This is a genomic window from Variovorax sp. P4_B10, from assembly GCF_056402375.1.
This window is the reverse complement of the sequence record NZ_JBFUHN010000016.1, coordinates 50,494-73,893: the sequence shown is the minus strand read 5'-3', so window position 1 is coordinate 73,893 and position 23,400 is coordinate 50,494. Positions and strand designations below refer to the sequence as shown.

The following is a 23,400-nucleotide window of genomic DNA, read 5'->3' as shown; positions in this document are numbered from 1 at the left end:
CGGCGTTCAATCGCCCAAAACGAAGTACAAACGCGGTCAAGGAGTTTCGATGACAGCAACGATCGCCCGCACGGCGCACATGCTTCGCAGGCAATTGCTGCTGACCACGGCTTGTACATTCTTCGCTGCCGCGGCCCTGGCGCAAGCGCCGTCCGGCGACTTCCCGAACCACCCCATCCGCATCGTCGTGACCTTTCCGCCCGGCGGCAGCGCCGACGCGGTGGTGCGCATGCTGGTGCCGCGGCTCAACGAGAAGCTGGGCCAGCAGGTGGTGGTGGACAACCGGCCCGGCGCCGGCGGCAACGTGGGCCTCTCGCTGGTGGCGAAGTCGCAGGCCGACGGCTACACGCTGGGTCTCGGGGCGGCCGGTGCGCTCACCGCCAATGTGAACCTTTATCCGCAGATGCCCTTCGACCCGGTGAAGGACTTCAAGCCGGTGGGCATGGTCGCAGCCACGCCCTTCGTGATCGTGGGGCATCCCTCGGTCGGCGCGCGCACGCTGCGCGAGCTGATCGCACTGGCCAAGGCGCAGCCCGGCACGCTCTCGATGGGCCACGGCGGCAACGGCACCGCGATGCATCTGTCGGCCGCACTGTTCGCGCAGATGGCCGACGTGAAGCTGATCGAGGTGCCCTACCGCGGCTCGGGCCCGGCCGCGCTCGATGCGCTCGCGGGACAGGTGCAGCTCGCGCTGGTCGACCTGCCCGCCTCGCTGCAGCAGATCCGGGCCGGCAAGCTGATCGCCTTCGCGGTGACGAGCGCGCAGCGCGTGCCGATGCTGCCCGACGTGCCCACGGTGGCCGAGGCGGGCCTGCCGGGCTACGACTCGACCGGCTGGTTCGGCGTGGTGGCGCCGGCCGGCACGCCCGCGCCCATCGTCGCGCGGCTCAATGCAGAGATCAACGCCGCGCTCGGCGACGAACAGATCAGGACCTCGATGCGCAACCTCGGCGCCGAGCCCGCACCGGGTTCGACCGAAGCCTTCGAGGCCTACATCCGCAGCGAAACGAAGAAGTGGGCGAAGGTGATCCAGACCGCCCAGATCAAGCTCGACTGACACGCGGCGAACCATGACCGACACCCCACTGACGGCCGACGTTCTCATCATTGGCGCAGGCCCCGTGGGGCTCACGCTGGCCATGGACCTGGCCTCGCGCGGCGTCTCGGTGATCCTCTGCGAGACCCGCCGCTTCGCGGAGCCGCCGAGCGTGAAGTGCAACCATGTCGCCTCGCGCACCATGGAGCAGTTTCGCCGCCTCGGCGTGGCGCAGAAGCTGCGCAATGCGGGACTGCCGGCGGACCATCCCAACGACGTGGTGTTCCGCACCACCGTGACGGGCGCCGAGCTCACCCGCATTCCCATTCCGTGCCGGCGCGACCGCTACAGCGAGACCGAAGGCCCCGATGCCTGGTGGCCCACGCCCGAGCCGCCGCACCGCATCAACCAGATCTACCTGGAGCCCATCCTCCTGAAGCACACGGCGGCGCTGCCGGGCGTGCACTTGCTCAACCGCACGCAGTTCACAGGCTTCGCGCAGGACTGGGACGGCGTGACCGCCATCGCAACGGACATGGACAGTGGCATCGCGCGCAGCGTCCGTTGCCGCTACATGGTCGGCTGCGACGGCGGCAGCTCCGCCGTGCGCAAGCAGATCGGCGCCAAACTCGAAGGGACGGCCGTGATCCAGCGGGTGCAGTCCACCTTCATCCGCGCGCCGCAGCTGCGCGCCATGATCCCCGGCAAGCCGGCGTGGTCGTACTACGCGATGAACCCGCGCCGCTGCGGCACGATGTTCGCCATCGACGGGCACGAGACCTGGCTGGTGCACAACCACCTGAACGCCGAGGAGCCCGAATTCGATTCGGTCGACCGCGACCAGGCGCTGCGCGACATCCTGGGCGTGGGCCCCGACTTCTCCTACGAGATCCTCAGCAAGGAAGACTGGATCGGCCGCCGCCTCGTGGCCGACCGTTTCCGCGAAGGCCGCGTGTTCCTCGCGGGCGATGCGGCGCACCTGTGGGTGCCGTACGCGGGCTACGGCATGAATGCGGGCATCGCCGATGCGCTCAACCTCTCGTGGCTGCTCTGGGCCTGCGTGCAGGGCTGGGGCGACGAGGCCATCCTCGATGCCTACGAGGCCGAGCGCCTGCCGATCACCGAGCAGGTGTCGAACTTCGCGATGGACCATGCACAGAAGATGATCCGCGCGCGCCGCGCGGTACCGCAGGACATCGAAGCGCCCGGCCCCGAGGGCGATGCGCTGCGCGCCGAGATCGGGCGCGAGGCCTACGCGCTCAACGTGCAGCAGTTCTGCTGCGGCGGGCTGAACTTCGGCTACTTCTACAGCGGCTCGCCGATCATCATCGCGGACGGCGAGCACCGGGCGCCGCCCTACTCGATGGGCGAGTTCACGCTCTCCACCGTGCCGGGGTGCCGCACGCCGCATTTCTGGCTGGCCGACGGCCGCTCGCTCTACGACGCCTTCGGGCCCGGCTACACGCTGCTGCGTTTCGACCGCAGCGTGGACGTGAAGCCGCTCGAACGCGCAGCCGCCGCCTACAGCATGCCGCTCACGGTGCTCGACATCGAGACCGAGGAAGTGCCGAAGGCCTATACCCATCGCCTGGTGCTGTGCCGTGCCGACCAGCACGTGGCCTGGCGCGGCGCCCACCTGCCGTTCGAGGTCTACGACCTGGTGGCGATGCTGCGCGGCGATGCCAGGCGGGTGCGCGAGCGCAAGCGGGCGCTGGCCTGGGAAGGCGTCGTCGCCTGAACCTTGCGCAGCGCGCTCACCAGCGCCGCGAAACGACGACACGCCAGGCCAGCCACACCGCCAGCGCGGGTGCGAGCGCGAAGCTCGCGAACAACCAGGCCGCGGCCGACTGCGCGCCCTCGACGCCGCCCGGCAGCGTGAGGCCCGCCGCATTGGCCACCAGCCCCGCCACCGCGGCGCCCACGGCCATGCCGTAGAGCTGGATCGTCGTGATCGAGGCGGAGGCCAGGCCTTCCTCGCCCTTGGGCGCCAGCGACATCACGCGCGTCACCAGATGCGGCCAGCCGATGCCCACGCCCAGGCCCACCGCTGCGAGCGCCACCGCAATCAGCGAGGTCTCGAAGCCCGTGCCGAGGTAGCCCGGTGACGGCAACAACAGCGCAAGTGCAGCGAGCCCCAGCGTGCAGGCCACCGGTCCGGCGCGCAGCATGCGGTCGGCGCCCGCGCCGCTGCGCCCCGATGACAGCAGCGAACCCGCGCTCCAGCCGCCGGCCATCGCGGCCGTGAGATAACCCGCCGCCAGCGGCGAGTGGCCGTGCAGCAGCTGCAGGAAGTACGGCACGAAGATCTCGGTGGTGGTGCCGATCAGCAGCAGCGCGACGCTCGCGTAGATCGCGCCCAGCGGCTTGCCCCATGCATAGGCGCCCGCCGGCAGCAGCCGCACCGCGGCCTGGCGGTCGATGCGCGTGGCGGCCACGCCGATGGCGAGTCCGAGCGCCACGCCGGCCGCCTGCCAGGCCAGGTCGGACAGCAGGCCGCTCGCCGCGATCACCAGCACCGAAGCCGCCAGCAGGCCGATCTGCAGCGCAGGAATGCGTGGCATGGTGGCCGGCCGCGCATGCCGTACACCGGCGCCGGGCCGCAGTTGCACGATGACCAGCAGCGCCTGTGCCGCGGCCACCGGCAGCAGGAACCAGAAGGCCCAGCGCCAGTGACCGGCCTGCGCGAACAGCCCGCCCACCGCCGGCCCGCACAGCGTGGCGACACCCCACATGCCCGACACCAACGCCACCGCGCGCGGCCACAACCGCTGCGCGAACACCAGTTGGATCAGCGCATAACTCAGCGCCGCGAGCAAGCCACCGCCCAGCCCCTGCACCGTGCGGCCGGCGAGCATCCAGTGCATCGCCGGCGCGAGTGCGCAGCCCGTCGAGCCGGCAGCGAACACGGCGAGCGCCGCGAGGCACGCACCGCGCGGCCCGAGCACCGCGAGCAGGCGCACCGACAGCGTGGCGCCGAGGATCGAACCGACCACGAACAGCGTGGTGCTCCATGCATACCAGTCGAGCCCGCCGATCTCGCCCACCACCGAAGGCAGCACGGTGGTCACGATGTGGACATTGACCGCATGCAGCGCGACACCGCCGGTCAGTGCCAGCGCACGCCAGCCGTTGCGGCCGGTGAAGAGTTCGCTCCAGGCGGCCGTGGGCGGCGGCGAAATCGGGCGCGAGGGATCGGCGGAAGAAGATGACGCAGCAGGCGGCATGGCGAACTCGAAGAACAACAAAGGAGCCCGGATACTAGGCGGGGTTGATCAATTAAACAAGTTATTGCTTTGATAAATAAAACATCACTCGATTCGCCCGATGCCCGGATGCGCGACACTTCTGCCCTGATGCAAGCCGCTTCCCCTCCTTCTTCCAACGCCATCCCCTCCGGCGCCATGCCGCAACCCACGATCCGCCGCCCCACCGTGCGCTTTCTGCTCGGGCATCCGGCGCACGTCATCGCGCTGGGCTTCGGCTCGGGCCTGTCGCGCTTCGCGCCCGGCACCGTGGGAACGCTCTGGGCCTGGGCCGCCTTCGCGGTGATGCAGCTGTGGTTCACGCCCGCCACCATCGGCTGGATCATCCTCGCGTCGCTGCCCATCGGCTGGTGGGCCTGCACGGTCACCGCGCGCGACATGAACCTCGCCGACCCCGGCGCTGTGGTGTGGGACGAAGTGATCGCGTTCTGGATCGTGCTGTGGCTCGTCACGCCGGCCGGCCTGTTCGCGCAGGCCATCGCGTTCGGCCTGTTCCGCGTCTTCGATGCCGCCAAGCCCGGCCCGGTGGCCTGGGCCGATGCGCTGTTCAAGCAGCGCGACGCCAGCCAGGTGCGCTGGTGGCGCGCGGGCTTCGGCATCATCCTCGACGACCTGGTGGCGGCCTTCTGCACGCTGCTGCTCATTGCACTCTGGCGCGCATGGTGAACACGATGGATTCTTCTTCGACGTTGCTGCCGCTTCCCGACCAGGACACGCCCGCGCTGGTGGCGGTGGTGGCCGAGCGGCTGCTGGAAAAAGGCTGGCTGCTGTCCACGGCCGAGAGCTGCACCGGCGGGCTGATCGCCGCGGCCTGCACCGAGCTTGCCGGTTCGAGCGCGTGGTTCGAGCGCGGCTTCATCACCTATTCCAACGCGGCGAAGACGCAGTTGCTGGGCGTAGATGCAGCGCTGATCGACGCCAACGGCGCCGTCAGCGAGCCGGTGGCGCGCGCCATGGCCGTTGGCGCCATCGCGCGTTCGGCGCCATCGCGCGCGGCCATCGCGGTCACCGGCATCGCCGGTCCCACGGGCGGCACACCCGAAAAGCCGGTCGGCACGGTGTGGTTCGGCTGGTCCGTCGACGGGCAGGTCCGCACCGAACGCCGGCGCTTCGACGGCGACCGCGCCACGGTGCGCGCGGCCACGGTGCACTACGCGCTGCAGACGCTGGTGAGCTTGCTGACGAAATAGTCCCCCGCAACCTTCCCTTCGTGAAACACCGCTGAACCGGCTCGGCGTGTCCGCGCGGTCTATGATTTTCCTCGCACAACATCCCTGCGCCGATCCGGCAACACCAACACCCAACAAAGGCCTCATGACCGCTGCTGCCACCCCCACCCAGACCATCGAGCGCTTCTACGCCGCGTTCTCGAAGCTCGATGCCGCCACCATGGAGGCCTGCTATGCGCCCGACGCGGTGTTCGACGACGAGGCCTTTTCCCTGCGCGGCCGGCGCGAGGTCGGCGGCATGTGGCGCATGCTGTGCATGGCCACCCGGGCCAAGGGCGCGGACGTGTGGCGCCTGACCTGGCGCGACGTGAAGGCCGACGGCACCGCAGGCAGCGCCCACTGGGATGCGCACTACCGCTTCAGCGCCACCGGCCGGCTGGTCGACAACAGCGTCGACGCGCGCTTCACCTTCACGCCCGAAGGGCTGATCGCCACGCACCGCGACAGCTTTCCGTTCTGGACCTGGTCGCGCCAGGCGCTCGGCACGCCGGGCCTGCTGCTGGGCTGGACGCCGATGCTGCGCAACAAGGTGCGCGCCACCGCCGCCGCCAACCTCGCCAATTTCCTCGCACGCCAACCATGAGCAACACCGCACTCACCTTCACCAACAACGAGGCGCAGCACCGCTACGAGGCCACGCTCGACGGCAAGCTCGCGGCCTACGCCGAATACAACCTGTTGACCGAAGCCATCATGTTCACGCACACCGAGGTGCTGCCCGAACACGAAGGCAAAGGGGTGGGCTCGGGCATCGCGAAGCACGTGCTCAACGAGGCACGCGCCAAGGGGCTGCATGTGATTCCGGTGTGCCAGTTCATCGCGGGCTACATCCGCAAGCACCGCGAATACGCAGATCTCGTGCGACCGGATATCCAGCGCGCCTTCAAGATCTGAACAGGGCTCGGCTCGCGATCAGGACGTGACGGCCTTCGGTGCGGGCAGCCAGGCGAAGGCCGCGATGCCCAGCACCAGCAGCGTGGCGATGGTGCCCAGCACGGCCGTCAGCGGATCGCCGCCGTGCGCCGCCGCGACGGAAGCCGCGACGCCCGTGCCCCACTGCATCAGCGCGACGCCGAGGAACATCGCCATCGTAAAGACGGCCATCGCGCGCCCGGTGAGCGCGGCCGGATAGGCCCCCCGCACGTCGGCGTACTGCCAGACGATGAAGCCTGAGAGCACGCCGATCAGCACCATGCCGAAGATGTCGAGCCAGGCCGAGTGCAGGAAGGCGATCAGCGCGAACAGCGCCGCATAGCCGAGCCCGCAGATCACGATCCGGCGGCGGCGCGCGGCGCCGTCGCGGTCGAGGCGCCCGAAGAGCGGCGCACCGATGAGCGAGATCACCGACACCGCCAGCGCGACGTTGCCGCTCTGCACCAGCGAGTAGCCGTGGCGCTCCATCATCAGCGGCCCGAGCCAGAGTCCGCGCAGCGAGATGAAGGCGGCGTACGTCACCGCGCCGAGCACCATGATGCCGAGCGTGTGCGGCATCGCGAACAGCGCGCCGAACTGGCGGATCGCCGCGGGAATCGACTCCTTCTTTTGCGGTACGGCCGACGCGGGCTCATGCACCCAATACCAGATCGCGAGCCACGCCAGCGCCGCAGTCACAGCCAGCACGAGGAAACCCGCGCGCCATGAATACGCCTGCACCAGCCATGCGAGCGGCGTGCCGGTGGCCAGCATGCCGACGCCGCCGATGGCGAGCACGAGGCCCGACACGGTGGCGAAGCGCGCCGCCGGAAAGTGCCGCGCGATGAACACGGTGCACACGAGAAAGGCGGGGGCGCAGCCGACGCCGATCAGCGCCTGCCCGGCCACCAGCACGAGATAGCTGGACGACACCGCCGACAGCAGCGCGCCCGCGATGGCGATGGGAAAGGCAACGAGCACCGTGCGCCGCACGCCGTGCAGGTCGATGCCGATGCCCATGAAGAGCTGCATCGCGCCGAAGGCGAAATGGAAAGCGCCCGAAAAAACGCCGAGGTCCTGCGCCGACAGCCTGAAATCGGCCTGCAGCGGGCTCGCCATGATGGCGCCGACCGTGCGGAAGGCCTGGCTCAACGCGACACCGGCGCAGAGCGCCAGGACCATCACCCAGGCGGAGCGAAGCGTCAGGGGTTCTGCAGCCAAGCGCTGTTGCGGCACGGAGCTCATGAGAGGGGCGCGTGTTCGGGGTGTTTTTGTTCAGGGCGCGTGCATTCGGGGTGCATGCATTCGGGGCGCGTGCACAGGCCACCGGGTACTCCCCTCCGCGAATGTCCCCCGCTTCGCTCCTCCTTTATTTCGCTGCGGGGAGCACCCGGTGCCCTGTGCACGATGAGCGCTGCTCTCGTGCTGGCCGATCAACCGCTGCGCTGAGCGATCACGCTGGCGGTGTGCTCTGCGCAGCGAAATAAAGGAGGAGGCCTGCGGCCATAGGCCGCGCCGGGGGACATTCGCGGAGCAGAGCACACCGTCGGCGTGAGCGCGCCCTGAACAGCAGCGCGCCGAACAAAGCATCCCCCGAACTTCCCAGCTATTCACCGTGGCATTTCTTGTATTTCTTGCCGCTGCCGCAGGGGCAGGGATCGTTGCGGCCCGGCGTTGCCTCTTTCCGGATCGTCTCGACCTTCGGCCCCAGGCTCTTCCAGAGCTGGCGCAGGTCGTACACCGCCCAGATGGCGGCGCCGAAATCGTCCAGCCGCTGCTGGCTCACGCTGGGCGGGCCGTCGTCGATGTACATCGAGACGGTGGGCTTGGCGTTGTCGTCCTCGGTCAGCGCGACGATGTTGTCCAGCGCGTCGTCGAGCATCTGCGCGGCGTCCTTGTCGCGCGGCGCGGCCCAGTCCTCGGGCCAGTTCTCGACCGCGTACATGAAGCCCAGCGCCCAGACCTGGGCGAACGAGGGGATCGCCTCGCCGGCCACCTCGGCACGCTCCTCCTCGGGCAGCGAGGCGATCGCGCCGCGGGTGTCGAGCACCTCGGGCTGCCAGCTGCGCTCGTCGTCGAGCGTCTCGACGGGGGCATCGAGCCCCTCTTCGATCTCGCGCCAGCGGCGCTTCCAGTTCCAGACGAACTCCATGTGTTGGGCCGGGACAAAGCCGTCGCCCAGCAGCACGGGCCAGTATTCGGTGGGCGCGATGGGCCGGCGGGTGCAGATCAGCGCGGCCATGAAGCCTTCGCAGAATTCCCACTGGGGAATTTCCTCGTCGTGCTCGCGCATGGCGTCGAGCGCCTGGTCGAGGGCGTCGAAATCGTCGGGGCCGAGGGGTTCCTGGGCGGGGGTGGGGGTCTGGGGGGTATCGGGGGAAGTCGTCATGGCAAGTTCGGGGCAGCCCTCTATGATGCAGCAGGCTCCGGCAGTCATCTCATTTCTATGCCCACGATTATTCCGTTTCCGACGCGTTACAGCGCCTTTGCCCTGTGCGTGGCCGGTCTGGTCGCCTGCCTGGCGGCCGTGCTGGTGTCGCCGCACCTGTGGCTGGCCTGGGTCGGGGTGGCGGTTTTTGCGGTACTCAGCGGTACCGGCGTGCACGACCTGCGCCAGACCCGCCACGCCATCCTGCGCAACTACCCGGTGATCGGCCACCTGCGCTTTCTGCTGGAGTACATCCGCCCYGAGATGCGGCAGTACTTCATCGAGAGCGACTCCGAGGCCGCGCCCTTCTCGCGCGCGCAGCGCTCGCTGGTCTACCAGCGCGCCAAGGGCGACCCCGACAACCGCCCCTTCGGCACCCAGCTCAACGTGACCATCGCGGGCTACGAGTGGATCAACCACTCGATGCAGCCCACCAAGCTCGCGGACCACGACTTCCGCATCGTGATCGGCGGCACGCCCCAGCCTGTGGGTGCGAACCCCGTCCAGGTCTGTACCCAGCCTTACAGCGCCAGCGTGTTCAACATCTCGGCCATGAGCTTTGGCGCCCTCTCGGCCAATGCGATCCTCGCGCTCAACCAGGGCGCCAAGATGGGCGGCTTTGCGCACGACACCGGCGAAGGCTCGATCTCGCAGCACCACCGGGTGCACGGCGGCGACCTGATCTGGGAAATCGGCTCCGGCTACTTCGGCTGCCGCAACGACGACGGCACCTTCAACGCCGAGCGCTTCAGCACCAACGCGCGCGACCCGCAGGTGAAGATGATCGAGATCAAGCTGAGCCAGGGCGCCAAGCCCGGGCACGGCGGCGTGCTTCCTGCCCCCAAGGTCACGGCCGAGATCGCGGCCGCGCGCGGCGTGCCGGTGGGCGTGGACTGCGTCTCGCCCTCCTCGCACAGCGCCTTCTCCACGCCGACCGAGATGATGCATTTCGTCGCCAGGCTGCGCGAGCTCTCGGGCGGCAAGCCGACCGGCTTCAAGTTCTGCCTCGGCCATCCGTGGGAATGGTTCGGCATCGTCAAGGCGATGCAGGCCACCGGCATCACGCCCGACTTCATCGTGGTCGACGGTGCCGAGGGCGGCACGGGCGCAGCGCCGGTCGAGTTCAGCGACCACGTGGGCGCGCCGCTGCAGGAAGGCCTGCTGCTGGTGCACAACACGCTGATCGGCGTCAATTTGCGCCACCGCATCAAGATCGGCTGCGCCGCCAAGGTGATCACCGCCTTCGACGTGGCCCGCATGATGGCGCTGGGCGCCGACTGGTGCAACGCGGCGCGCGGCTTCATGATGGCCCTGGGCTGCATCCAGGCGCAAAGCTGCCACACCGGCCACTGCCCCACGGGCGTGACCACGCAGGACCCGCTGCGCCAGCAGGCGCTGGTGGTGCCGACCAAGGCCGACCGCGTGCGCAACTTCCACCGCAGCACGCTGCATGCGCTGCAGGAGCTGGTGCAGGCCGCGGGCCTCGACCATCCGCGGCAGATCACCGCGCACCACATCGTGCGCCGCATTTCCGACACCGAGGTGCGCCTGCTGAGCAACCTGGTGATGCAGGTGCAGCCGGGCGCGCTGCTCGGCCCGCTCGACGCGCAGCACAATGTTTTCCGCACCTACTGGCCGCTGGCCAGTGCAGAGAGTTTCCAGCCCGTGACACAGGGCCCGTACGGGCTGGTGCCGGGCTTTGCAATGGCCGCATGAGCGCAGCGCCGGGCCGCCCCAAGCAAGCTCGTACCGCAGCGCGAAGTGCGGAGGTACCCGCCTGATGCATCCTTTGAGACGAGGCGCTTCGACGCGCCTGCACAGCGCCAAGGGCGCTGCTTCGGCACCCGCGCCGCTCGACGCGCTGCCCTCCCCGCCGGCACCCGGCGACTACGCCGAGTTCCTGCGCACCATGCTGCCCAAGCAGGAAAAGAACGTGGCCAGCCACCGCTTCGGCAGCGAGCGTGTCTGGCTCAAGAAGGCCGGCCCGCGCCACGGAAAGTGGGGCTACCGCGTGATGGCGGCGGTCGCGCGCATGGTGCGGCTGGACATCATCAAGCCGGTGCCCAACCCGGGCGGCGAAGCCGCCATCGCCACCGAGGCCCGGCGCCTCAAGCAACTGGCGGCCGCGGGCCTGCGCGTGCCGACCGTGCTGGCGCAGCAGGCCGACGGCCTCCTGATCTCGGACCTGGGCGAAAGCGGCCGCGCCACCGTGGTGCTACAGGAGCGCCTCGACCAGGCCGCCGCGGCCGGCCCCGCCGCGCTGCTCGCCGTGTGGCGCGAGGGGCTGGCGGCCATCGCGGCCGTGCACGTGCGCGGCCAGCACCTGAGCCAGGCCTTCGACCGCAACCTCGTGCAGTGCCCCGACGGCGTGATCGGCTACATCGACTTCGAGGACGACCCCGCCGAGGTCATGACGCTGGCCGAATGCCAGGCGCGCGACTGGCTCAGCTACCTGCACTCGACGGCCATGATGCTCGAGGCCGCCGCGCCGCAGGCGGCCGGCCAGCACTGGCATGCCGCGCTGGCCGGGGTGAACGAAGAGGTGCGCGAGCGCATCGCGAACGCGGCACGCCGCATGAAGTGGGCGCGCAAGCTGCCAGCCAGCCGCCGCTGGGGCCGCGACACGCAGCGCGTGCGCGCGGTGGCGCGGCTGCTCGGGCGCTGGCACGACGCGGCGGCCTGAGCGCAGCCCTTCCTTCCGCTCAGGGCCGCATCGTCCACCGCAGCGCGGCCAGCAGGTTGCTGTGGTCGTCGGTCCATGTCGTGACGCCGCCGGCATCGACGGCCTCGCCGCGCTCGCGGACGACCGGGTCCTGCAGGAAGCGTTCGTTGCGCGTCAGCAGCACATATTCCGACGCGTGCTCGAGCGTGAGATTGCCGGGCACGGGCTCGAAGCGAACGCGCACCGCCTTCATGCCCGCATCGTCGGCCAGGCGCTGCACCACCGGCGCGAGGTCCAGGTGCCGGTTGCTGATGTGGAAGGCGATCACGCCCGTGGGCAGCAGGTGCTGGCGGTAGAGCGCGAGCGCCTCGCGCGTCATCAGGTGCATCGGGATCGCGTCGCCCGAGAAGGCGTCGACCATGACCGCATCGAAGCGCTGCGAGCCGTGCGCGTCGAGCTCCTGCTGCATCAGGAGCCGCGCGTCGCCCTGCGCGATCTCGATCGTCGCGGGCGAATCGGCGAGGTAGTTGAAATGCGAACGCGCCGCCGCCGTCACCTGCGGGTTGATCTCGTAGAAGCGGACCGTGTCGCCGCTGCGCCCGTACGCCGCGAGGGTGCCGACGCCCAGGCCGATCACGCCCACGCGCTGCGGTGTATCACCGCGGTTCGTGAGCAGCGCCAGCCCCGCGCCCGACTTCGGCCCGTAGTAGGTGCTCGCGAGCCTTCGCTGTACCGCGCCCTGCAACTGCTCGCCGTGCGAGATCACGCCGTGCATCAGGCGGCGCGACGCGGTCAGCGCACCCGGGATGCCGAACTGCTCCACGCGCAGCGCGCCGTAGAAGTTGCGCACGCGCAGCATCGTCCGGTTGTCGGCTTCGAGCACGTTGGAAATCGAGAGCCAGGCCACGGCCACCGACACCAGCGCGCCGAACAGCCCGGCGCCCGCGGCCCATGAGCGCGCACGCCATGCGGTATAGCCCGCCGCGAGGCAGGCCAGCGCCGTCACCATCGCGTAGAACACCGGCAGCGACACCGCGACCGATGCGAGCCTGATCCAGGCCCCGAAGCCCACCACGATGGCGAACGCGAACGCCAGCCACACCCATTGCTGGCGCGCGCGCGTGAGCCACAGCAGGATCAGCCCCGGCACCGCCAGGCTCGCCGGCAGCTCCCAGTAGCCGTTGAAGAAATGCGGGGCGATCACGCCCGCGAAGATCCCGCCCAGCGCGCCGCCGAGCGCCAGCAGCAGGTAGAAGCGCGTCAGCCGTGCGGGCCCAGGCCGCGCCCGTGCAAGCTCGCCATTCGCGAACATGCAGATCGCGAACAATCCGGCGCAGTAGAGCCCGATGGCTGCGGCGATCGGCAGCGAGCGCTGCGGCGTGCTCAGGTACCAGCCCATCAGCGGCGCCAGCACGAGCACCGCGGGCCAGAAGATGCGGCGCCGATACCAGAAGTCGCTGTCGAAGCACAGCACGAAGGACAGCAGGTACAGCGCGAGCGGCACGATCCACAGCATCGGTACCGACGCGATGTCCTGCGTGATGAAGGCCGACACCGCGAGCAGTGCGACCGTGCCGAGTGCGGACAGCACCAGCCACAGGACCTGGTCGGCCCACGACAGCGGCAGCGCCGGCGCAGCCGATGCTGCAGGCGTTCCGGCGACGGCCGATGCCGGCCGCGCCTTCGCCACCCTCAGCACCGAGACGACCGCCAGCACCGCGAACAGCCCGAAGCCCACCGACCATGCGACGGCCTGCGCATGCAGCGCGAACACCGGCTCCAGCACGAAGGGATAGACCACCAGCGCCGCCAGCGCTGCGAGGTTCGACAGCGCGAACAGCCGGTAGACCCGCGCCTGCCTCGGCGCATCGCCCGCATGCAGGCGTGCCACCCAGCTCTGCACCAGCGGGCCCGTGGTGCAGACCGCGAGGTAGGGCAGCCCGATGGTGACGGCCAGCACGGCGAGCACGCCCAGCGCCGGATCGCCCTGCCCGCCCGGCTTCCACGCCGCGTCGGGGATCGCCGGCAGCGTCGCGCAGGCCGCCAGCAGGAGCAGCGCATGCACGACGGCCTGCGTGCGCAGCGGCCGCCGCGACAGCCAGTCGGCATAGAAGTAGCCGAGCAGCAGCACGACCTGGAAGAACACCAGGCACAGCGTCCACACCGCGGCCGATCCGCCGAACCACGGCAGGATCTGCCGCGCGATCAGCGGCTGCACCAGGAACAGCAGGAACGCCGAGACGAAGATCGTCGATGCGCAGAGCGCCAGCGTGCCCGCGCCGTCCGCCGTCCTGCGCATCAGGGGCCGCTGCCCGGGTTCGGCACCTTGTCCAGCTGGCCCTTGACCGCGCCGTCCCAGATGGCCGGGCAGAAGGAATTGCCGTCGCCCACCTTGTCGGCCAGCGCGTCGATGCCGCGGGCCGTCAGCTGGGAGGCCCACTCGGTGCTGTTGTTGCGCACGAAGGCGAAGATGTTGGTCATTGCGTCCTGCGGCTTCTCCAGAACGTTGATGCCCAGGTTGTTGCTCCACGCCGGATCCCACTGCAGGTCGATGCTGCGGTCGCTCTTGGGGCCGAACGAATAGAACGGATGCCAGAACATCGGCGACTCCATGCCCACCACGCCATCGGCGGACAGCGGGATCTTGCCGTTGGCGATGTAGTACGCATCGAGCTGGTTCAGGCGGAAATCGGTGCCCGGCGCGGTGGCGCCATCGACCGACAGCAGCTTGAACCACGCCTCGCCCGCGAACTGGTAGCCCTTGAGCGCGGTGAGGATGATCTTGTTGGCCACCGGAATCCCGAGGCGGTAGCCGTAGTGCACGCGCAGGTGCAGCACACTGGCTTCGCCCAGCGTCTTGTTCGACACGTTGCCGCGCAGTTCCGCATCGGGCGGCAGCGGGTCGCCGATGCCCACGGTGGTGCTCATGGCCTTGGCCTTGAAGTCGTAGGGCAGGGGCTTGCGATAACGCATGGTGTCGTTGGGGATCTGCACGATCCAGCGGTTCTCGCCGAAGTTCTCGATGAAGGCCCAGTCGACGAAGGTCGTCTGCGTGGGRTTCAGGTACTCGATGCAGGCCGATTCGATCAGGTCCTTGTTGGTGTCGACCCACCCCTTGAACATGCCGCCCACGCTGGCATCCCTCACGTTCAGCGGCATCATGCCCTTGACCAGGCCCTGCCACACGCTACCGCGCGTGAGCGCGTTGGTGGTGAGCTCGAGCGCGGCGCTGTTCAGCGTGCTCAGGCCCGGCGTGGTCGAGTTGCTGATGCGGAAGATGAAGGGCAGCGGCATGCCGTTGTTGAGCGAGCCCGCGCGCGCCGCCTCGTGCGCCGCATATTCCAGTGTGAGGCGCGCGCGGTAGATCAGGCCGAACTGCACCACGCACATCACGAAAAGAATCAGCACCGGCAGCGCGATCATCGTCTCGGTCATGGAGGCGCCGCGCTGCCCGCGCAGCTCCTTCGCGAGGCGGCCCTTGTGAAGAGTGGAATGCATGGCCTTCTTCTCCTGAGTGTGATTACCAGCCCGACAACTTCAACCCCGGACGCAGCGCCAGCCGCCTCGCCTGGCCCGCGGCCAGTTCGAGCACGCTGGCCGCGCCCAGGCACATGGCCATGCGCATCGGGCGCAGGCTCTCGACCACGCGCGCGATGCCGCCGTGCCGGTCGAGAAAGACGACATCGATCGGATAGCGCATGCCCACCGTGTGCACCGAACTGCAGCGCATGATCAGCAGGCCCTCGCAGCCGGCCAGCCGCGGCCGCCCGAGCAGCCCGCGCGTGCGGTCCCAGCCGCGCTCGGCCACGCGCACGGGGCCGAAGGGCTGGGCCTGGGGGGATCGAAGGGAGACGATGCGCATGAAACGGGGTTCAGAGTTTCTGGGTTTCGAGAAACTGCATCACCAGCGGGAAGAAGATGATGATGAAGGTCACCGGAAAAATGAAGATCACCAGCGGCCCGATCATCTTCACGGGCGCTTCCATGGCGAGCTTCTCGGCCATCTGGAAGCGCTCGGTGCGGCGCTGGTCCGAAATGGCGGAGAGCGTGTCGGCCAGGCTCGCACCCAGCGACTCGGCCTGCGTGAGGTTGGAGACCAGGCTCTTGATGTGCTTGTTGTCCAGGCGGTCGGCCAGCGCATTGAGCGCGTCCATGCGGCTCGCGCCGGTGCGCATCTCGCGCATCATGCGGTCGAACTCCTGGCCGAGCGCACCGCCCGGGCCCTTCTGCACCGCCTGCGCAATCGCGCCGGTGAGGCTCAGGCCGGCCTGGCAGCACAGCGTGATCATGTCCAGGTAGCCCGGCAGCGTGCGCAGGATGTCCTTCTCGCGTCTCTTGCGGCGGTCGCGCATCCACATCACCGGGTAGAACCACCCCACCACGCACGACGCGAGCGTGACCCACACCTTGGTGCCCGCCATCGCGTCCAGCAGGCCGGCGGTCCACAGCCCGAGCAGGGCGACGACGATCAGCGACACGACCTGCACCGCGATGAATTCCTCGGCCTTCAGCACGAACTCCAGGCCCGCCAGCTGCAGCTGGCGCTTCTTCTTGACCAGCATCGAGGTGGGCGCGATCTCCGACACGTGGAACTGCAGGATGTTCACCACCGGCCACACCAGCCGCAGCATGCGCGGCAGCGGGTCCATGTGCGTGCGCTCCGACGGCCGCGCCTTGCGGATCAGCGAGATCATGTAGAGCAGCAGGATCACGCCCGTGGTCGCGCACAGGAAGATGATGGCCAGGAGGATCAGCGAACGCATGACGGCCTCAGATGTCGATGGCCACGATCTTGCGGATCATGGCGTAGCCCAGCATCAGCATGATGGCGATCACGGTCAGCACGACCCAGCCGATCGTCGTGGAAAACAGGAGGCCCATGGTCGGCTGCATCAGGTAGAGCACGCCCATCAGCAGCAGCGGAAAGAGCGTCATCACCAGGCCCTGGATGCGGCCCTGCGCCGTCAGCGCCTGGATGCGGCCTTCGAGAATGGCCTTGCGGCGCAGCGTCTCGGCCAGCACCTGCAGCGGCTCCGACAGGTTGCCGCCCACTTCCTTGGACACGCGCAACGCCACCACCACCAGCACGAAGTCGGGAATGCCCAGGCGCTGCGACATCTTCTGGATCGCATCGTCGAAGCTCACGCCCAGGCGCTGCTCCTTGAGCACCAGGCCGAACTCCTGGCCCAGCGGCCCCTGCTGGTCGCGCACCAGCACCTGGATGGCGACCGACAGCGCGCTGCCGGCGCGCAACGCACTGGCAATGAAGAGCAGCGCATCGGGCAGCTCCGATTCGATCTGCTGCCTGCGCTTCCTGCGCTGCCAGGCGAACCAGCGCGCGGGCAGCAGGTAGAGCACCACCGCCGCCACCACGCCGCCGATCAGGTTGCCCGAGATGAGCCAGCCGACGGCGCCGCACAGCGCCACCAGGAAGGCATGGCCCGATGCGAACGCCACCGCGTGCTGCGCCTGGAACTCCGACAGGTTCAGCGTGCGGCGACCACTCGCCTGCAGCTTGGACATCATCTTGCCGACCAGCTCCGGCGAGCGCTGCAAGAGCAGGTAGCCGCACAGCGTGATGAACCCCATGCCGCAGAGCACGGAAGCCAGCAGAATCATCCCTTTCATGGCACGGTCTCCCCGAAGAGGTATTCCAGATCGAGCTTCAGGCCGTGCTCCTGCAGGCGCGTGAAGAACTCGGGCACGGTGCCGGCGGCGGTGAAGTGGCCGACGGTCTTGAACGATTCGTCCACGCCGGTCTTGCGGAAGAGGTAGACGTCCTGCATCTGGATCATGCCGTCGGCAAAGCCGGTGATCTCGGTGATCTGCGTGACCTTGCGGCTGCCGCACGGAAAGCGCGTGAGCTGCACGATCAGGTCGACCGCCGAGGCGATCTGCTCACGGATCGCCGCCACCGGGATGTTCATGCCCGCCATGGTCACCAGCACCTCCAGCCGCGACATCGCATCGCGCGGCGAGTTCGAGTGCAGCGTGGTCAGCGAACCGTCGTGGCCGGTGTTCATGGCCTGCAGCATGTCGAGCGCCTCGCCGCCGCGGCACTCGCCCACCACGATGCGGTCGGGCCGCATCCGCAGCGAGTTGCGCACCAGGTCGCGAATGGCGATGGCGCCCTTGCCTTCGATGTTGGCCGGGCGCGACTCCAGCGACACCAGGTTGGGCTGGCCCAGCGAGAGCTCGGCCGCATCCTCGATGGTCACGATGCGTTCGTTCGGCGGAATGAAGTTCGACACCATGTTCAGCAGCGTGGTCTTGCCGGTGCCGGTGCCGCCGGAGACGATGATGTTGAGCTTCTCCTCCACCGCGATGCGCATGAACTCCACCATCTGCGGCGTGATCGAGCCGGTGCGGACCATGCCCTCGTGGCCCATGCGGTTCTTCGGAAACTTCCGGATCGTGACGCTGGGTCCGCGCAGCGCCAGCGGCGGAATGATGGCGTTCACGCGCGAGCCGTCTTTCAGGCGCGCGTCCACCATCGGCGAGCTCTCGTCGATGCGCCGGCCCAGGGGCGTGACGATGCGCTCGATGGCCCCGAGCACCGCGATGTTGCTGGTGAAGGCGACGTTGGTGCGCTCCAGGCGCCCCGCTCGCTCGATCCAGATTTCGTCGAAGCGGTTGACCATCACTTCCGTCACGCTCTCGTCCTTGAGCAGCACTTCGAGCGGTCCGAGGCCGATGGCTTCGTCGAGCAGTTGCTGGCTCAGGAGCGCGCGGTCGAGTTCCACCGGCAGTTCGCGCGTGTCGCGAATGATTTCGCTGATGAGCGAACGGATGTTGGAGCGCAGTTCCTCGTCCTTCATCTGCGCGGTGTCGATACGGCGGTTGTCCAGTTGCTGCAGCAGGGTGCGGTGCAGCGTGCGGCGCCATTGCAGGAGCGGGTCTTCGATGGCGAGCGAAGTTTCCGCCATCTGCGCGGCATCGGCCGCATCCTGCGGATCGGTGCCTGCCGGCCTGAGCGCGACGTCGAGCGACACCACCAGCGTGTGGCCGCCAATGATGATTTCTTCTCCGCCCTTCATCGGCCCGAAGCGCGTGACGCGGTTGCCGTCGACCCAGGTGCCGAAGAGGCTGCCCAGGTCCTGCACGAACACCTCTTCGTCGTGCAGCACGAACTGGGCGTGCAGCTTCGCGACGTTCCAGCCCGACAGCACGATGTGGCTCGTGCTGTCCTTGCCGACCTGGAGTTCCGCGACGTCGATCGGGACCTCGCGGACGCCCTGCTGCGGAGAATTGACGAAGACCTTGTGCATGGCGGCCGTGCCTCAGGGAGCGACGGGCTGGGCGGGCGTGCCGGCGGGGATACCGCCGATGTCGGCCGCAGCGGGTGGCGGGCGCGTGCCGCCGGGGTCCGACTTGTCCTCGGTCAGCGTGCCGAAGTTGCTCCCCACGTCCTGCTCGAGCTGGCGCGCGCGCTCGACGCGCGGCCGGCTGTCTGCCGGGCCGACCACGCGCGGCGTGATGAACACCACGACCTCCTGCTCCTTGTCGGTGTCGTTGTCGGCACGGAAGGCGCGCCCGATGATCGGCGCCTTGCGCAGGCCCGGCACGCCGTCGCTGGAGCGGGTGGACTCGCGGCTCAGGAGGCCCGACAGCACGATGGTCTCGCCCGCCTTCACGTTGAATTCGGTGTCGGTGCGGCGGATCAGGAGACCCGGAATGCCCTGCACCGCCACGCTGCGGTCGATGCTGCTCACCTCCGTGAGGATGCTGCCCGACACGTTGCCTTCGCCGTCTGCGATGGGCTTGATGTTCAGGCGCACGCCGTAGGGCTTGAACTCGACCGAGCCGGCCCCCTGGGTGCTGAGCGCGGGCAGCGGAATTTCGCCGCCGGCCAGGAACTTGGCCTCGCCGCCGCTGCGCGTGGAGAGATTCGGCGAGGCGAGCAGGAAGGCGTTGCCGCGCTGCACCAGCAGGTTGATGCGCGAGGTCAGGCTCAGGCCGATGCCGAAATAGGCCTCGGGCGTGCGGCGGTTCTGGCTCAGCAGGTTCGCGGTATTGGAACCGTTGAATGCCGAGCCATCGGGCAGGATGCGGTAGCTGCCGCTGGAGGCGATGTCCGAGAACAGGCCGAAGTTGAAGCCGTCGCCCGAGCTCTGCCAGCGCACGCCCAGGTCGTCGAGCGCCGTCTTGCTGAACTCGACGATGCGCACCTGGATGTCGACCATGCGGTCGACGCGGATGCGGTCGGCCGTGGCCAGCGACACCACCGCGGGCGCATAGAGCTGGGCCACCGTGTTGAGGCGCTCCACCGCGGCCGGGTCGAGGCTGTTGCCGTCCATGATGATGCGCTCGCCGATGCGGCGGATGTTCACGCCGGAAATGCCATGCGTGATCTCGCGCAGCTCGTCGGCGATGCGGTCGAGGTCGACCACGTTGACGCGCACCTTGAGCTTGCGCACGGTGCCGTTCTTGTCCCAGACATGCAGCGTGCTGTCGCCCGCGTCCTGCGCGGTGATTAGCATGTTGGCGCCGTCGAGCACGCGCGCCTCGATGACCTTGCCGCTGCCGATCGCCACCCGGGCCACGCCCGGCATCTTGACCAGCACCATCTGCCCGACATAGAGCGTGAGCGAGTCCGGCAGCCGCTGCATCACCGTGGCGCGCGCGGCGATGCGCTGCAGCTCGGCCTCGGTGATCGCCGCCGGCGCGGGCGGCGGCGCGGCGGGACGGATGCCCGGGGAGCGTTCGGTGGCGGACGAGCCCGATGCGCCCGAAGGCAGGGGCGAGAACCCGGGCGGCGGCGCGATCGCGCCGGCCGGCACCGGCGGCGCCAATACAGGCGCCGGCGCCGCTGCCGTGCCAGCGCGCTGGCCCTGCGCCGTCGCCTGGAAAACAAGACACAGCGCCGTCGCTGCCAAAGTGCATCGCTTGAGGTTCATCGAACTTTTCTGGAAATCAATAAAACGGGCACGCCCTTGCGGGCGACGTTCGGGGCGACGGGACTTCAGCGCGGCAACGCATCGCCGGGCGGCAGCGCGGCGCCCAGGCCGGCCGCGCCGACGCTGCTGCGGTTGCCGGAGCCGCCCACGATGTATTCGACGCCGGGCCGCGAGGGTCCGCTGGCGACAGCCATCGGCCGCGAGCGCTGCGGCCTGAAGCCCGCCACGATGGCGTCCAGGTCGACCGCGTCGACCCCGCTGGTCATGGTGGCGCGGTCGTCGGGGTTGCGCAGCGTGGCGATGATCTTGCCCAGGCGCTGGGCCAGGATGAGCTTCTGCGCATCCTGCGGCTGGATCGCCACGGTGACGGTGGAGTAGCGCTGCTGCGCATAGGGGTCGGTGTCGGCCGAGACGTCGGCGCGCTTGCGCATCGAGGCGAACTGCTCCGAAGTGATCTGGCCGGTGGCGCGCACCTCGACGTCCTGCAGGAGCGGGATCACCACCGAGGGATCGTTGGCGGCAGACTTTTCGACCACGTACATGAAGTCGATGCGATCGCCGGCGCGCAGCATGCCCGAGATGGAGCTGATCTCGTCCACCGGAATGGTGATGGCGCGCACGCCCTGCTCGATCTCCTGCGCGAAGACCTTGCGCGGCGTCGAGAAGAACGACGCCAGCAGCGGCTTGCCGGCAGCCACCGGCACAGAAAGCTGGCGGCCCGCGAACTGCGCGAAGGTCTCGGGCGTGAGCGCGTCGTTGTGCACGTACTCGTTGGGCACCGAGCGCTTGGCCACCATGCCGGGCAGCACCGTGGTGCCGTCGCCCAGCGCCTGGCGCGCCACGACCACGTCGCGGCGCTGGCTGTCGGCGTCCTTCTCCAGGCTGGCGGCGATTTCGCGCTCGCTCGCCCGCAGGTAGTACCAGCCCAGGCCCGCGGCCAGGAGGCCGAGCATCAGGGCACCGATGAGGGGGGACAACCGTTTGACGCTTTGCTTGAACTTGAGGAGTCCCGGAGATGATTTCATGCCTGGCTACAGAGGATAGGAAAGGGTGTACGAGTAGGTCGACCAGGCATCGCGGAAAGCCTTGATGAGCAGCGCTATCACCGAGCGGTCGGAACCCGGAAAGGTGGCGAACAGCATCACGGCGAGGATGCCGGCGACGATCACGTATTCCGCGATGACCTGGCCGCGCTGGGCGCGGCGGGAAGAAGGACGGCGGTGGCGTGGACGCATGGGGGAGCCGCTATTCCGGCGTGGTCTGGCTGGCGACGATGAAATAGGCGCCGTCGTTCCTGGAGATGGTCACGACCATCTCCTCGCTGTTGCGGCGGAACACCAGCGCCGAGCGCGTTCCGCCCTCGACGGTGCGGTCCTGCACCAGCGTCCAGCCCAGGCGGATCATCTGTTCGCGCAGGTAGAGCGCATTGGTCTCCACGCTCACGTTGTTGGTGATGACGACGGTGCGGTTGCGCTGGCCCTCGTCGTAGGAGAGCGTGTCCGACACCACCTGCGAGCCGGCCGGGCGCGGAAAGCCCTTGCCGATGCGCTCGGCACGCTCGCGCAGGCCCTGCTCGCTCCTGACCTCGTCGTAGACCACCGCCGCCACCAGCCGGCCCACCGTGCCCGAGGGCGCCGCGCGCAGTTGCACCGTGACCTGGTACAGGCCCAGCCGTGCGCCAAGCACGCGCATGGGGCCCACGGTGTTCACACCGTAGCCGGTCTTGTCGGCGAGCCACTTTTCGTAGAAGCGCGAGACGACCTCCATCGAGTCCGCGGACTCGATGCCGCGGATCTGCATGGGAATGGTGTTCTGCTCGATGTACTCGGCGATCCAGAAGGTCTTGGCGCCCGAGGGGGACGGAATCGCCGGCCAGTCCAGTTGCGGCGGTGCTGCCGCAGCCGCGCTGCACAGGCAAAGCCAGCAGGCGGCGAGCATCCATCGCAGGAACGGCGCGGGCACGGTCATCAGGGCAGGGTGTTGACCACGGGGGTCGGCGGGAAGGCGCGGTAGTAGCGGAAGTGGTCCTTGACGCTGCCGCCGTTCGCCTCGCCGTCGCCGCCGGTCTCGCCGGTCGCTTCGGGCGGGATGCGCTCGAAGCGGTCCAGCGGTGTCTTCTCCAGGGCATCGCCCGGCGTGAAGCCCATGGTGAGGTTGTTCATGTCGAAGGCGGGATAGACCTGCTTGATCTGGTAGGCCGTCTGGTGCATGCCGCCGCGCAGCTGCTGGTAGAAGGCGCCGTCGAGAAGCTTCATCGGCACCAGGCCCTGGATCTTCGTTTCCTCGCGGTTCGTGCCGCCGGCGTTCCAGGCTTCGGTGAGCATGGTGACCTGCTCGCTCATGTCCAGCGCGGGAACCATCGTGAATTTGGTGTTGGTCTGGCTCACCTTCACCTCGTGGCGCAGGTAGCCGCTGCTCACCATCTGGAACTTGCCCAGCGGCCCCGTGATCGCGTTGGACCCCAGCGCGGCCTGCGCCACCCGGATGCCGCCGAACACCACGTCGCTGGCATTGAGCAGCGACGGCATGGGCGCGGCCGTGCTCGATGCGGTGACCGCCGTGGTGCGCGGGTCGATCGCCGGCAGCATCGGCTCGAACTCGGCGATGTCGGCGGCGTGGATGGAGATGCCGGGCGCCGTGCGATCGAGAAAGATGTGGCGGCGCAAGTCGCGCGTGACCTCCGCATCGGTCTTCTTGACGGCACCCGACGCGCCTTTGGCTTCCGCGGCGGTGATGCCTTGCTCCTCCGGCATCCACACGGTGCGCTGCCAGGCCACCAGCTTGGCGGCAGCCACGGTCTGCATGCGCTTGGCGCCGTAGTCGGCAATGGCCGGGATCGCGGCCAGCGTGACGGCGGCGAAGCTCACGATGAGCAGCGTCTCGACCATCGCGTGGCCGGCGACAGCGGCAGCGCTCGCGCGCGCCGGGCGTCTGGACGGGCATCGATGCGAGCGGGTCATGCGCGGGCTTTCT

At 68.9% G+C, this 23,400-nt stretch carries 22 protein-coding genes; 8 read left to right on the top strand and 14 right to left on the bottom strand.

What is annotated here, in order from left to right; translation table 11 throughout:
* Positions 1 to 49: 49 nt before the first annotated feature.
* Both AC1DXX_RS10520 and AC1DXX_RS10515 read left to right on the top strand, forming a co-directional pair.
* The gene (locus AC1DXX_RS10520; RefSeq protein WP_478134122.1) at positions 50 to 1,057 is read left to right on the top strand and encodes a Bug family tripartite tricarboxylate transporter substrate binding protein; all 1,008 of its coding nucleotides are present in this window, start codon (positions 50 to 52) and stop codon (positions 1,055 to 1,057) included.
* Between the two features lie 13 nt (positions 1,058 to 1,070).
* Complete coding sequence (locus tag AC1DXX_RS10515; RefSeq protein ID WP_478134121.1) at positions 1,071 to 2,774, top strand: FAD-dependent oxidoreductase; 1,704 nt, start codon at positions 1,071 to 1,073, stop codon at positions 2,772 to 2,774.
* Positions 2,775 to 2,790: 16 nt separating this feature from the next.
* Here AC1DXX_RS10515 and AC1DXX_RS10510 read toward each other — a convergent pair whose 3' ends face one another.
* Complete coding sequence (locus tag AC1DXX_RS10510; RefSeq protein WP_478134120.1) at positions 2,791 to 4,260, bottom strand: MFS transporter; 1,470 nt, start codon at positions 4,258 to 4,260, stop codon at positions 2,791 to 2,793.
* Positions 4,261 to 4,437: 177 nt separating this feature from the next.
* Here AC1DXX_RS10510 and AC1DXX_RS10505 point away from each other — a divergent pair, with 177 nt between their 5' ends.
* From AC1DXX_RS10505 to AC1DXX_RS10490, 4 genes are all read left to right on the top strand, one after another.
* A complete protein-coding gene (locus AC1DXX_RS10505) occupies positions 4,438 to 4,965 on the top strand; it encodes a phosphatidylglycerophosphatase A family protein (RefSeq protein WP_478134142.1) in 528 nt (175 codons plus the stop codon).
* Positions 4,966 to 4,970: 5 nt separating this feature from the next.
* Positions 4,971 to 5,489 carry a CinA family protein gene (locus AC1DXX_RS10500; RefSeq protein WP_478134119.1) on the top strand — a complete coding sequence of 173 codons (519 nt, stop codon included), beginning with the start codon at positions 4,971 to 4,973 and terminating at the stop codon, positions 5,487 to 5,489.
* A 124-nt stretch (positions 5,490 to 5,613) separates the two neighbouring features.
* Positions 5,614 to 6,111: a nuclear transport factor 2 family protein gene (locus AC1DXX_RS10495; RefSeq protein WP_478134118.1), complete on the top strand. Its 498-nt coding sequence runs from the start codon at positions 5,614 to 5,616 to the stop codon at positions 6,109 to 6,111.
* Complete coding sequence (locus AC1DXX_RS10490) at positions 6,108 to 6,422, top strand: GNAT family N-acetyltransferase (protein ID WP_478134117.1); 315 nt, start codon at positions 6,108 to 6,110, stop codon at positions 6,420 to 6,422. Before AC1DXX_RS10495 ends, AC1DXX_RS10490 begins: the two co-directional genes overlap by 4 nt.
* Positions 6,423 to 6,440: 18 nt before the next feature.
* Here the strand turns inward: AC1DXX_RS10490 and AC1DXX_RS10485 are convergent, their stop codons facing one another.
* Complete coding sequence (locus tag AC1DXX_RS10485; protein ID WP_478134141.1) at positions 6,441 to 7,622, bottom strand: MFS transporter; 1,182 nt, start codon at positions 7,620 to 7,622, stop codon at positions 6,441 to 6,443.
* 424 nt (positions 7,623 to 8,046) lie between these two features.
* Entirely contained in the window at positions 8,047 to 8,829 is a 783-nt protein-coding gene (locus AC1DXX_RS10480; RefSeq protein WP_478134116.1) for a YecA/YgfB family protein, read from the bottom strand.
* A 57-nt stretch (positions 8,830 to 8,886) separates the two neighbouring features.
* Here AC1DXX_RS10480 and AC1DXX_RS10475 point away from each other — a divergent pair, with 57 nt between their 5' ends.
* Both AC1DXX_RS10475 and AC1DXX_RS10470 read left to right on the top strand, forming a co-directional pair.
* Positions 8,887 to 10,584: an FMN-binding glutamate synthase family protein gene (locus AC1DXX_RS10475; protein WP_478134115.1), complete on the top strand. Its 1,698-nt coding sequence runs from the start codon at positions 8,887 to 8,889 to the stop codon at positions 10,582 to 10,584.
* 64 nt (positions 10,585 to 10,648) lie between these two features.
* Complete coding sequence (locus AC1DXX_RS10470; protein ID WP_478134114.1) at positions 10,649 to 11,551, top strand: BUD32 family EKC/KEOPS complex subunit; 903 nt, start codon at positions 10,649 to 10,651, stop codon at positions 11,549 to 11,551.
* Between the two features lie 19 nt (positions 11,552 to 11,570).
* Here the strand turns inward: AC1DXX_RS10470 and AC1DXX_RS10465 are convergent, their stop codons facing one another.
* The 11 genes from AC1DXX_RS10465 to AC1DXX_RS10415 form a co-directional block, all read right to left on the bottom strand.
* The gene (locus tag AC1DXX_RS10465) at positions 11,571 to 13,829 is read right to left on the bottom strand and encodes a spermidine synthase (RefSeq protein ID WP_478134113.1); all 2,259 of its coding nucleotides are present in this window, start codon (positions 13,827 to 13,829) and stop codon (positions 11,571 to 11,573) included.
* Positions 13,829 to 15,028 (bottom strand): TadE/TadG family type IV pilus assembly protein, encoded by a 1,200-nt coding sequence (locus AC1DXX_RS10460; protein ID WP_478134112.1) that lies wholly within the window; start codon positions 15,026 to 15,028, stop codon positions 13,829 to 13,831. The genes AC1DXX_RS10465 and AC1DXX_RS10460 overlap by 1 nt, the downstream gene beginning before the upstream one ends.
* A gap of 22 nt (positions 15,029 to 15,050) precedes the next feature.
* Positions 15,051 to 15,392, bottom strand: a complete 342-nt coding sequence (locus tag AC1DXX_RS10455) for a DUF192 domain-containing protein (RefSeq protein ID WP_478134111.1) — start codon at positions 15,390 to 15,392, stop codon at positions 15,051 to 15,053.
* Between the two features lie 10 nt (positions 15,393 to 15,402).
* A complete protein-coding gene (locus AC1DXX_RS10450) occupies positions 15,403 to 16,293 on the bottom strand; it encodes a type II secretion system F family protein (RefSeq protein WP_478134110.1) in 891 nt (296 codons plus the stop codon).
* Positions 16,294 to 16,300: 7 nt separating this feature from the next.
* Positions 16,301 to 17,158 carry a type II secretion system F family protein gene (locus tag AC1DXX_RS10445; protein ID WP_478134109.1) on the bottom strand — a complete coding sequence of 286 codons (858 nt, stop codon included), beginning with the start codon at positions 17,156 to 17,158 and terminating at the stop codon, positions 16,301 to 16,303.
* Positions 17,155 to 18,798: an ATPase, T2SS/T4P/T4SS family gene (locus AC1DXX_RS10440; protein ID WP_478134108.1), complete on the bottom strand. Its 1,644-nt coding sequence runs from the start codon at positions 18,796 to 18,798 to the stop codon at positions 17,155 to 17,157. The genes AC1DXX_RS10445 and AC1DXX_RS10440 overlap by 4 nt, the downstream gene beginning before the upstream one ends.
* 12 nt (positions 18,799 to 18,810) lie before the next feature.
* Positions 18,811 to 20,427, bottom strand: coding sequence for a type II and III secretion system protein family protein (locus tag AC1DXX_RS10435; RefSeq protein WP_478134107.1), 1,617 nt, complete (start codon positions 20,425 to 20,427; stop codon positions 18,811 to 18,813).
* Positions 20,428 to 20,492: 65 nt separating this feature from the next.
* Complete coding sequence (cpaB, locus tag AC1DXX_RS10430) at positions 20,493 to 21,404, bottom strand: Flp pilus assembly protein CpaB (protein WP_478134106.1); 912 nt, start codon at positions 21,402 to 21,404, stop codon at positions 20,493 to 20,495.
* Between the two features lie 54 nt (positions 21,405 to 21,458).
* Complete coding sequence (locus AC1DXX_RS10425) at positions 21,459 to 21,662, bottom strand: hypothetical protein (protein WP_478134105.1); 204 nt, start codon at positions 21,660 to 21,662, stop codon at positions 21,459 to 21,461.
* Between the two features lie 10 nt (positions 21,663 to 21,672).
* Positions 21,673 to 22,395, bottom strand: a complete 723-nt coding sequence (locus AC1DXX_RS10420) for a hypothetical protein (RefSeq protein ID WP_478134104.1) — start codon at positions 22,393 to 22,395, stop codon at positions 21,673 to 21,675.
* The gene (locus AC1DXX_RS10415; RefSeq protein WP_478134103.1) at positions 22,395 to 23,387 is read right to left on the bottom strand and encodes a hypothetical protein; all 993 of its coding nucleotides are present in this window, start codon (positions 23,385 to 23,387) and stop codon (positions 22,395 to 22,397) included. Before AC1DXX_RS10415 ends, AC1DXX_RS10420 begins: the two co-directional genes overlap by 1 nt.
* Positions 23,388 to 23,400 lie beyond the last annotated feature (13 nt).

Excerpts from the sequence above, each read along its gene's own strand:
- AC1DXX_RS10520 (WP_478134122.1), top strand. The coding sequence starts at position 50 with ATGACAGCAACGATCGCCCGCACGGCGCACATGCTTCGCAGGCAATTG.
- AC1DXX_RS10515 (WP_478134121.1), top strand. The coding sequence starts at position 1,071 with ATGACCGACACCCCACTGACGGCCGACGTTCTCATCATTGGCGCAGGC.
- AC1DXX_RS10510 (WP_478134120.1), bottom strand. The coding sequence starts at position 4,260 with ATGCCGCCTGCTGCGTCATCTTCTTCCGCCGATCCCTCGCGCCCGATT.
- AC1DXX_RS10505 (WP_478134142.1), top strand. The coding sequence starts at position 4,438 with ATGCCGCAACCCACGATCCGCCGCCCCACCGTGCGCTTTCTGCTCGGG.
- AC1DXX_RS10500 (WP_478134119.1), top strand. The coding sequence starts at position 4,971 with ATGGATTCTTCTTCGACGTTGCTGCCGCTTCCCGACCAGGACACGCCC.
- AC1DXX_RS10495 (WP_478134118.1), top strand. The coding sequence starts at position 5,614 with ATGACCGCTGCTGCCACCCCCACCCAGACCATCGAGCGCTTCTACGCC.
- AC1DXX_RS10490 (WP_478134117.1), top strand. The coding sequence starts at position 6,108 with ATGAGCAACACCGCACTCACCTTCACCAACAACGAGGCGCAGCACCGC.
- AC1DXX_RS10485 (WP_478134141.1), bottom strand. The coding sequence starts at position 7,622 with ATGGTCCTGGCGCTCTGCGCCGGTGTCGCGTTGAGCCAGGCCTTCCGC.
- AC1DXX_RS10480 (WP_478134116.1), bottom strand. The coding sequence starts at position 8,829 with ATGACGACTTCCCCCGATACCCCCCAGACCCCCACCCCCGCCCAGGAA.
- AC1DXX_RS10470 (WP_478134114.1), top strand. The coding sequence starts at position 10,649 with ATGCATCCTTTGAGACGAGGCGCTTCGACGCGCCTGCACAGCGCCAAG.
- AC1DXX_RS10465 (WP_478134113.1), bottom strand. The coding sequence starts at position 13,829 with ATGCGCAGGACGGCGGACGGCGCGGGCACGCTGGCGCTCTGCGCATCG.
- AC1DXX_RS10455 (WP_478134111.1), bottom strand. The coding sequence starts at position 15,392 with ATGCGCATCGTCTCCCTTCGATCCCCCCAGGCCCAGCCCTTCGGCCCC.
- AC1DXX_RS10450 (WP_478134110.1), bottom strand. The coding sequence starts at position 16,293 with ATGCGTTCGCTGATCCTCCTGGCCATCATCTTCCTGTGCGCGACCACG.
- AC1DXX_RS10445 (WP_478134109.1), bottom strand. The coding sequence starts at position 17,158 with ATGAAAGGGATGATTCTGCTGGCTTCCGTGCTCTGCGGCATGGGGTTC.
- AC1DXX_RS10440 (WP_478134108.1), bottom strand. The coding sequence starts at position 18,798 with ATGCACAAGGTCTTCGTCAATTCTCCGCAGCAGGGCGTCCGCGAGGTC.
- AC1DXX_RS10435 (WP_478134107.1), bottom strand. The coding sequence starts at position 20,427 with ATGAACCTCAAGCGATGCACTTTGGCAGCGACGGCGCTGTGTCTTGTT.
- AC1DXX_RS10425 (WP_478134105.1), bottom strand. The coding sequence starts at position 21,662 with ATGCGTCCACGCCACCGCCGTCCTTCTTCCCGCCGCGCCCAGCGCGGC.
- AC1DXX_RS10420 (WP_478134104.1), bottom strand. The coding sequence starts at position 22,395 with ATGACCGTGCCCGCGCCGTTCCTGCGATGGATGCTCGCCGCCTGCTGG.
- AC1DXX_RS10415 (WP_478134103.1), bottom strand. The coding sequence starts at position 23,387 with ATGACCCGCTCGCATCGATGCCCGTCCAGACGCCCGGCGCGCGCGAGC.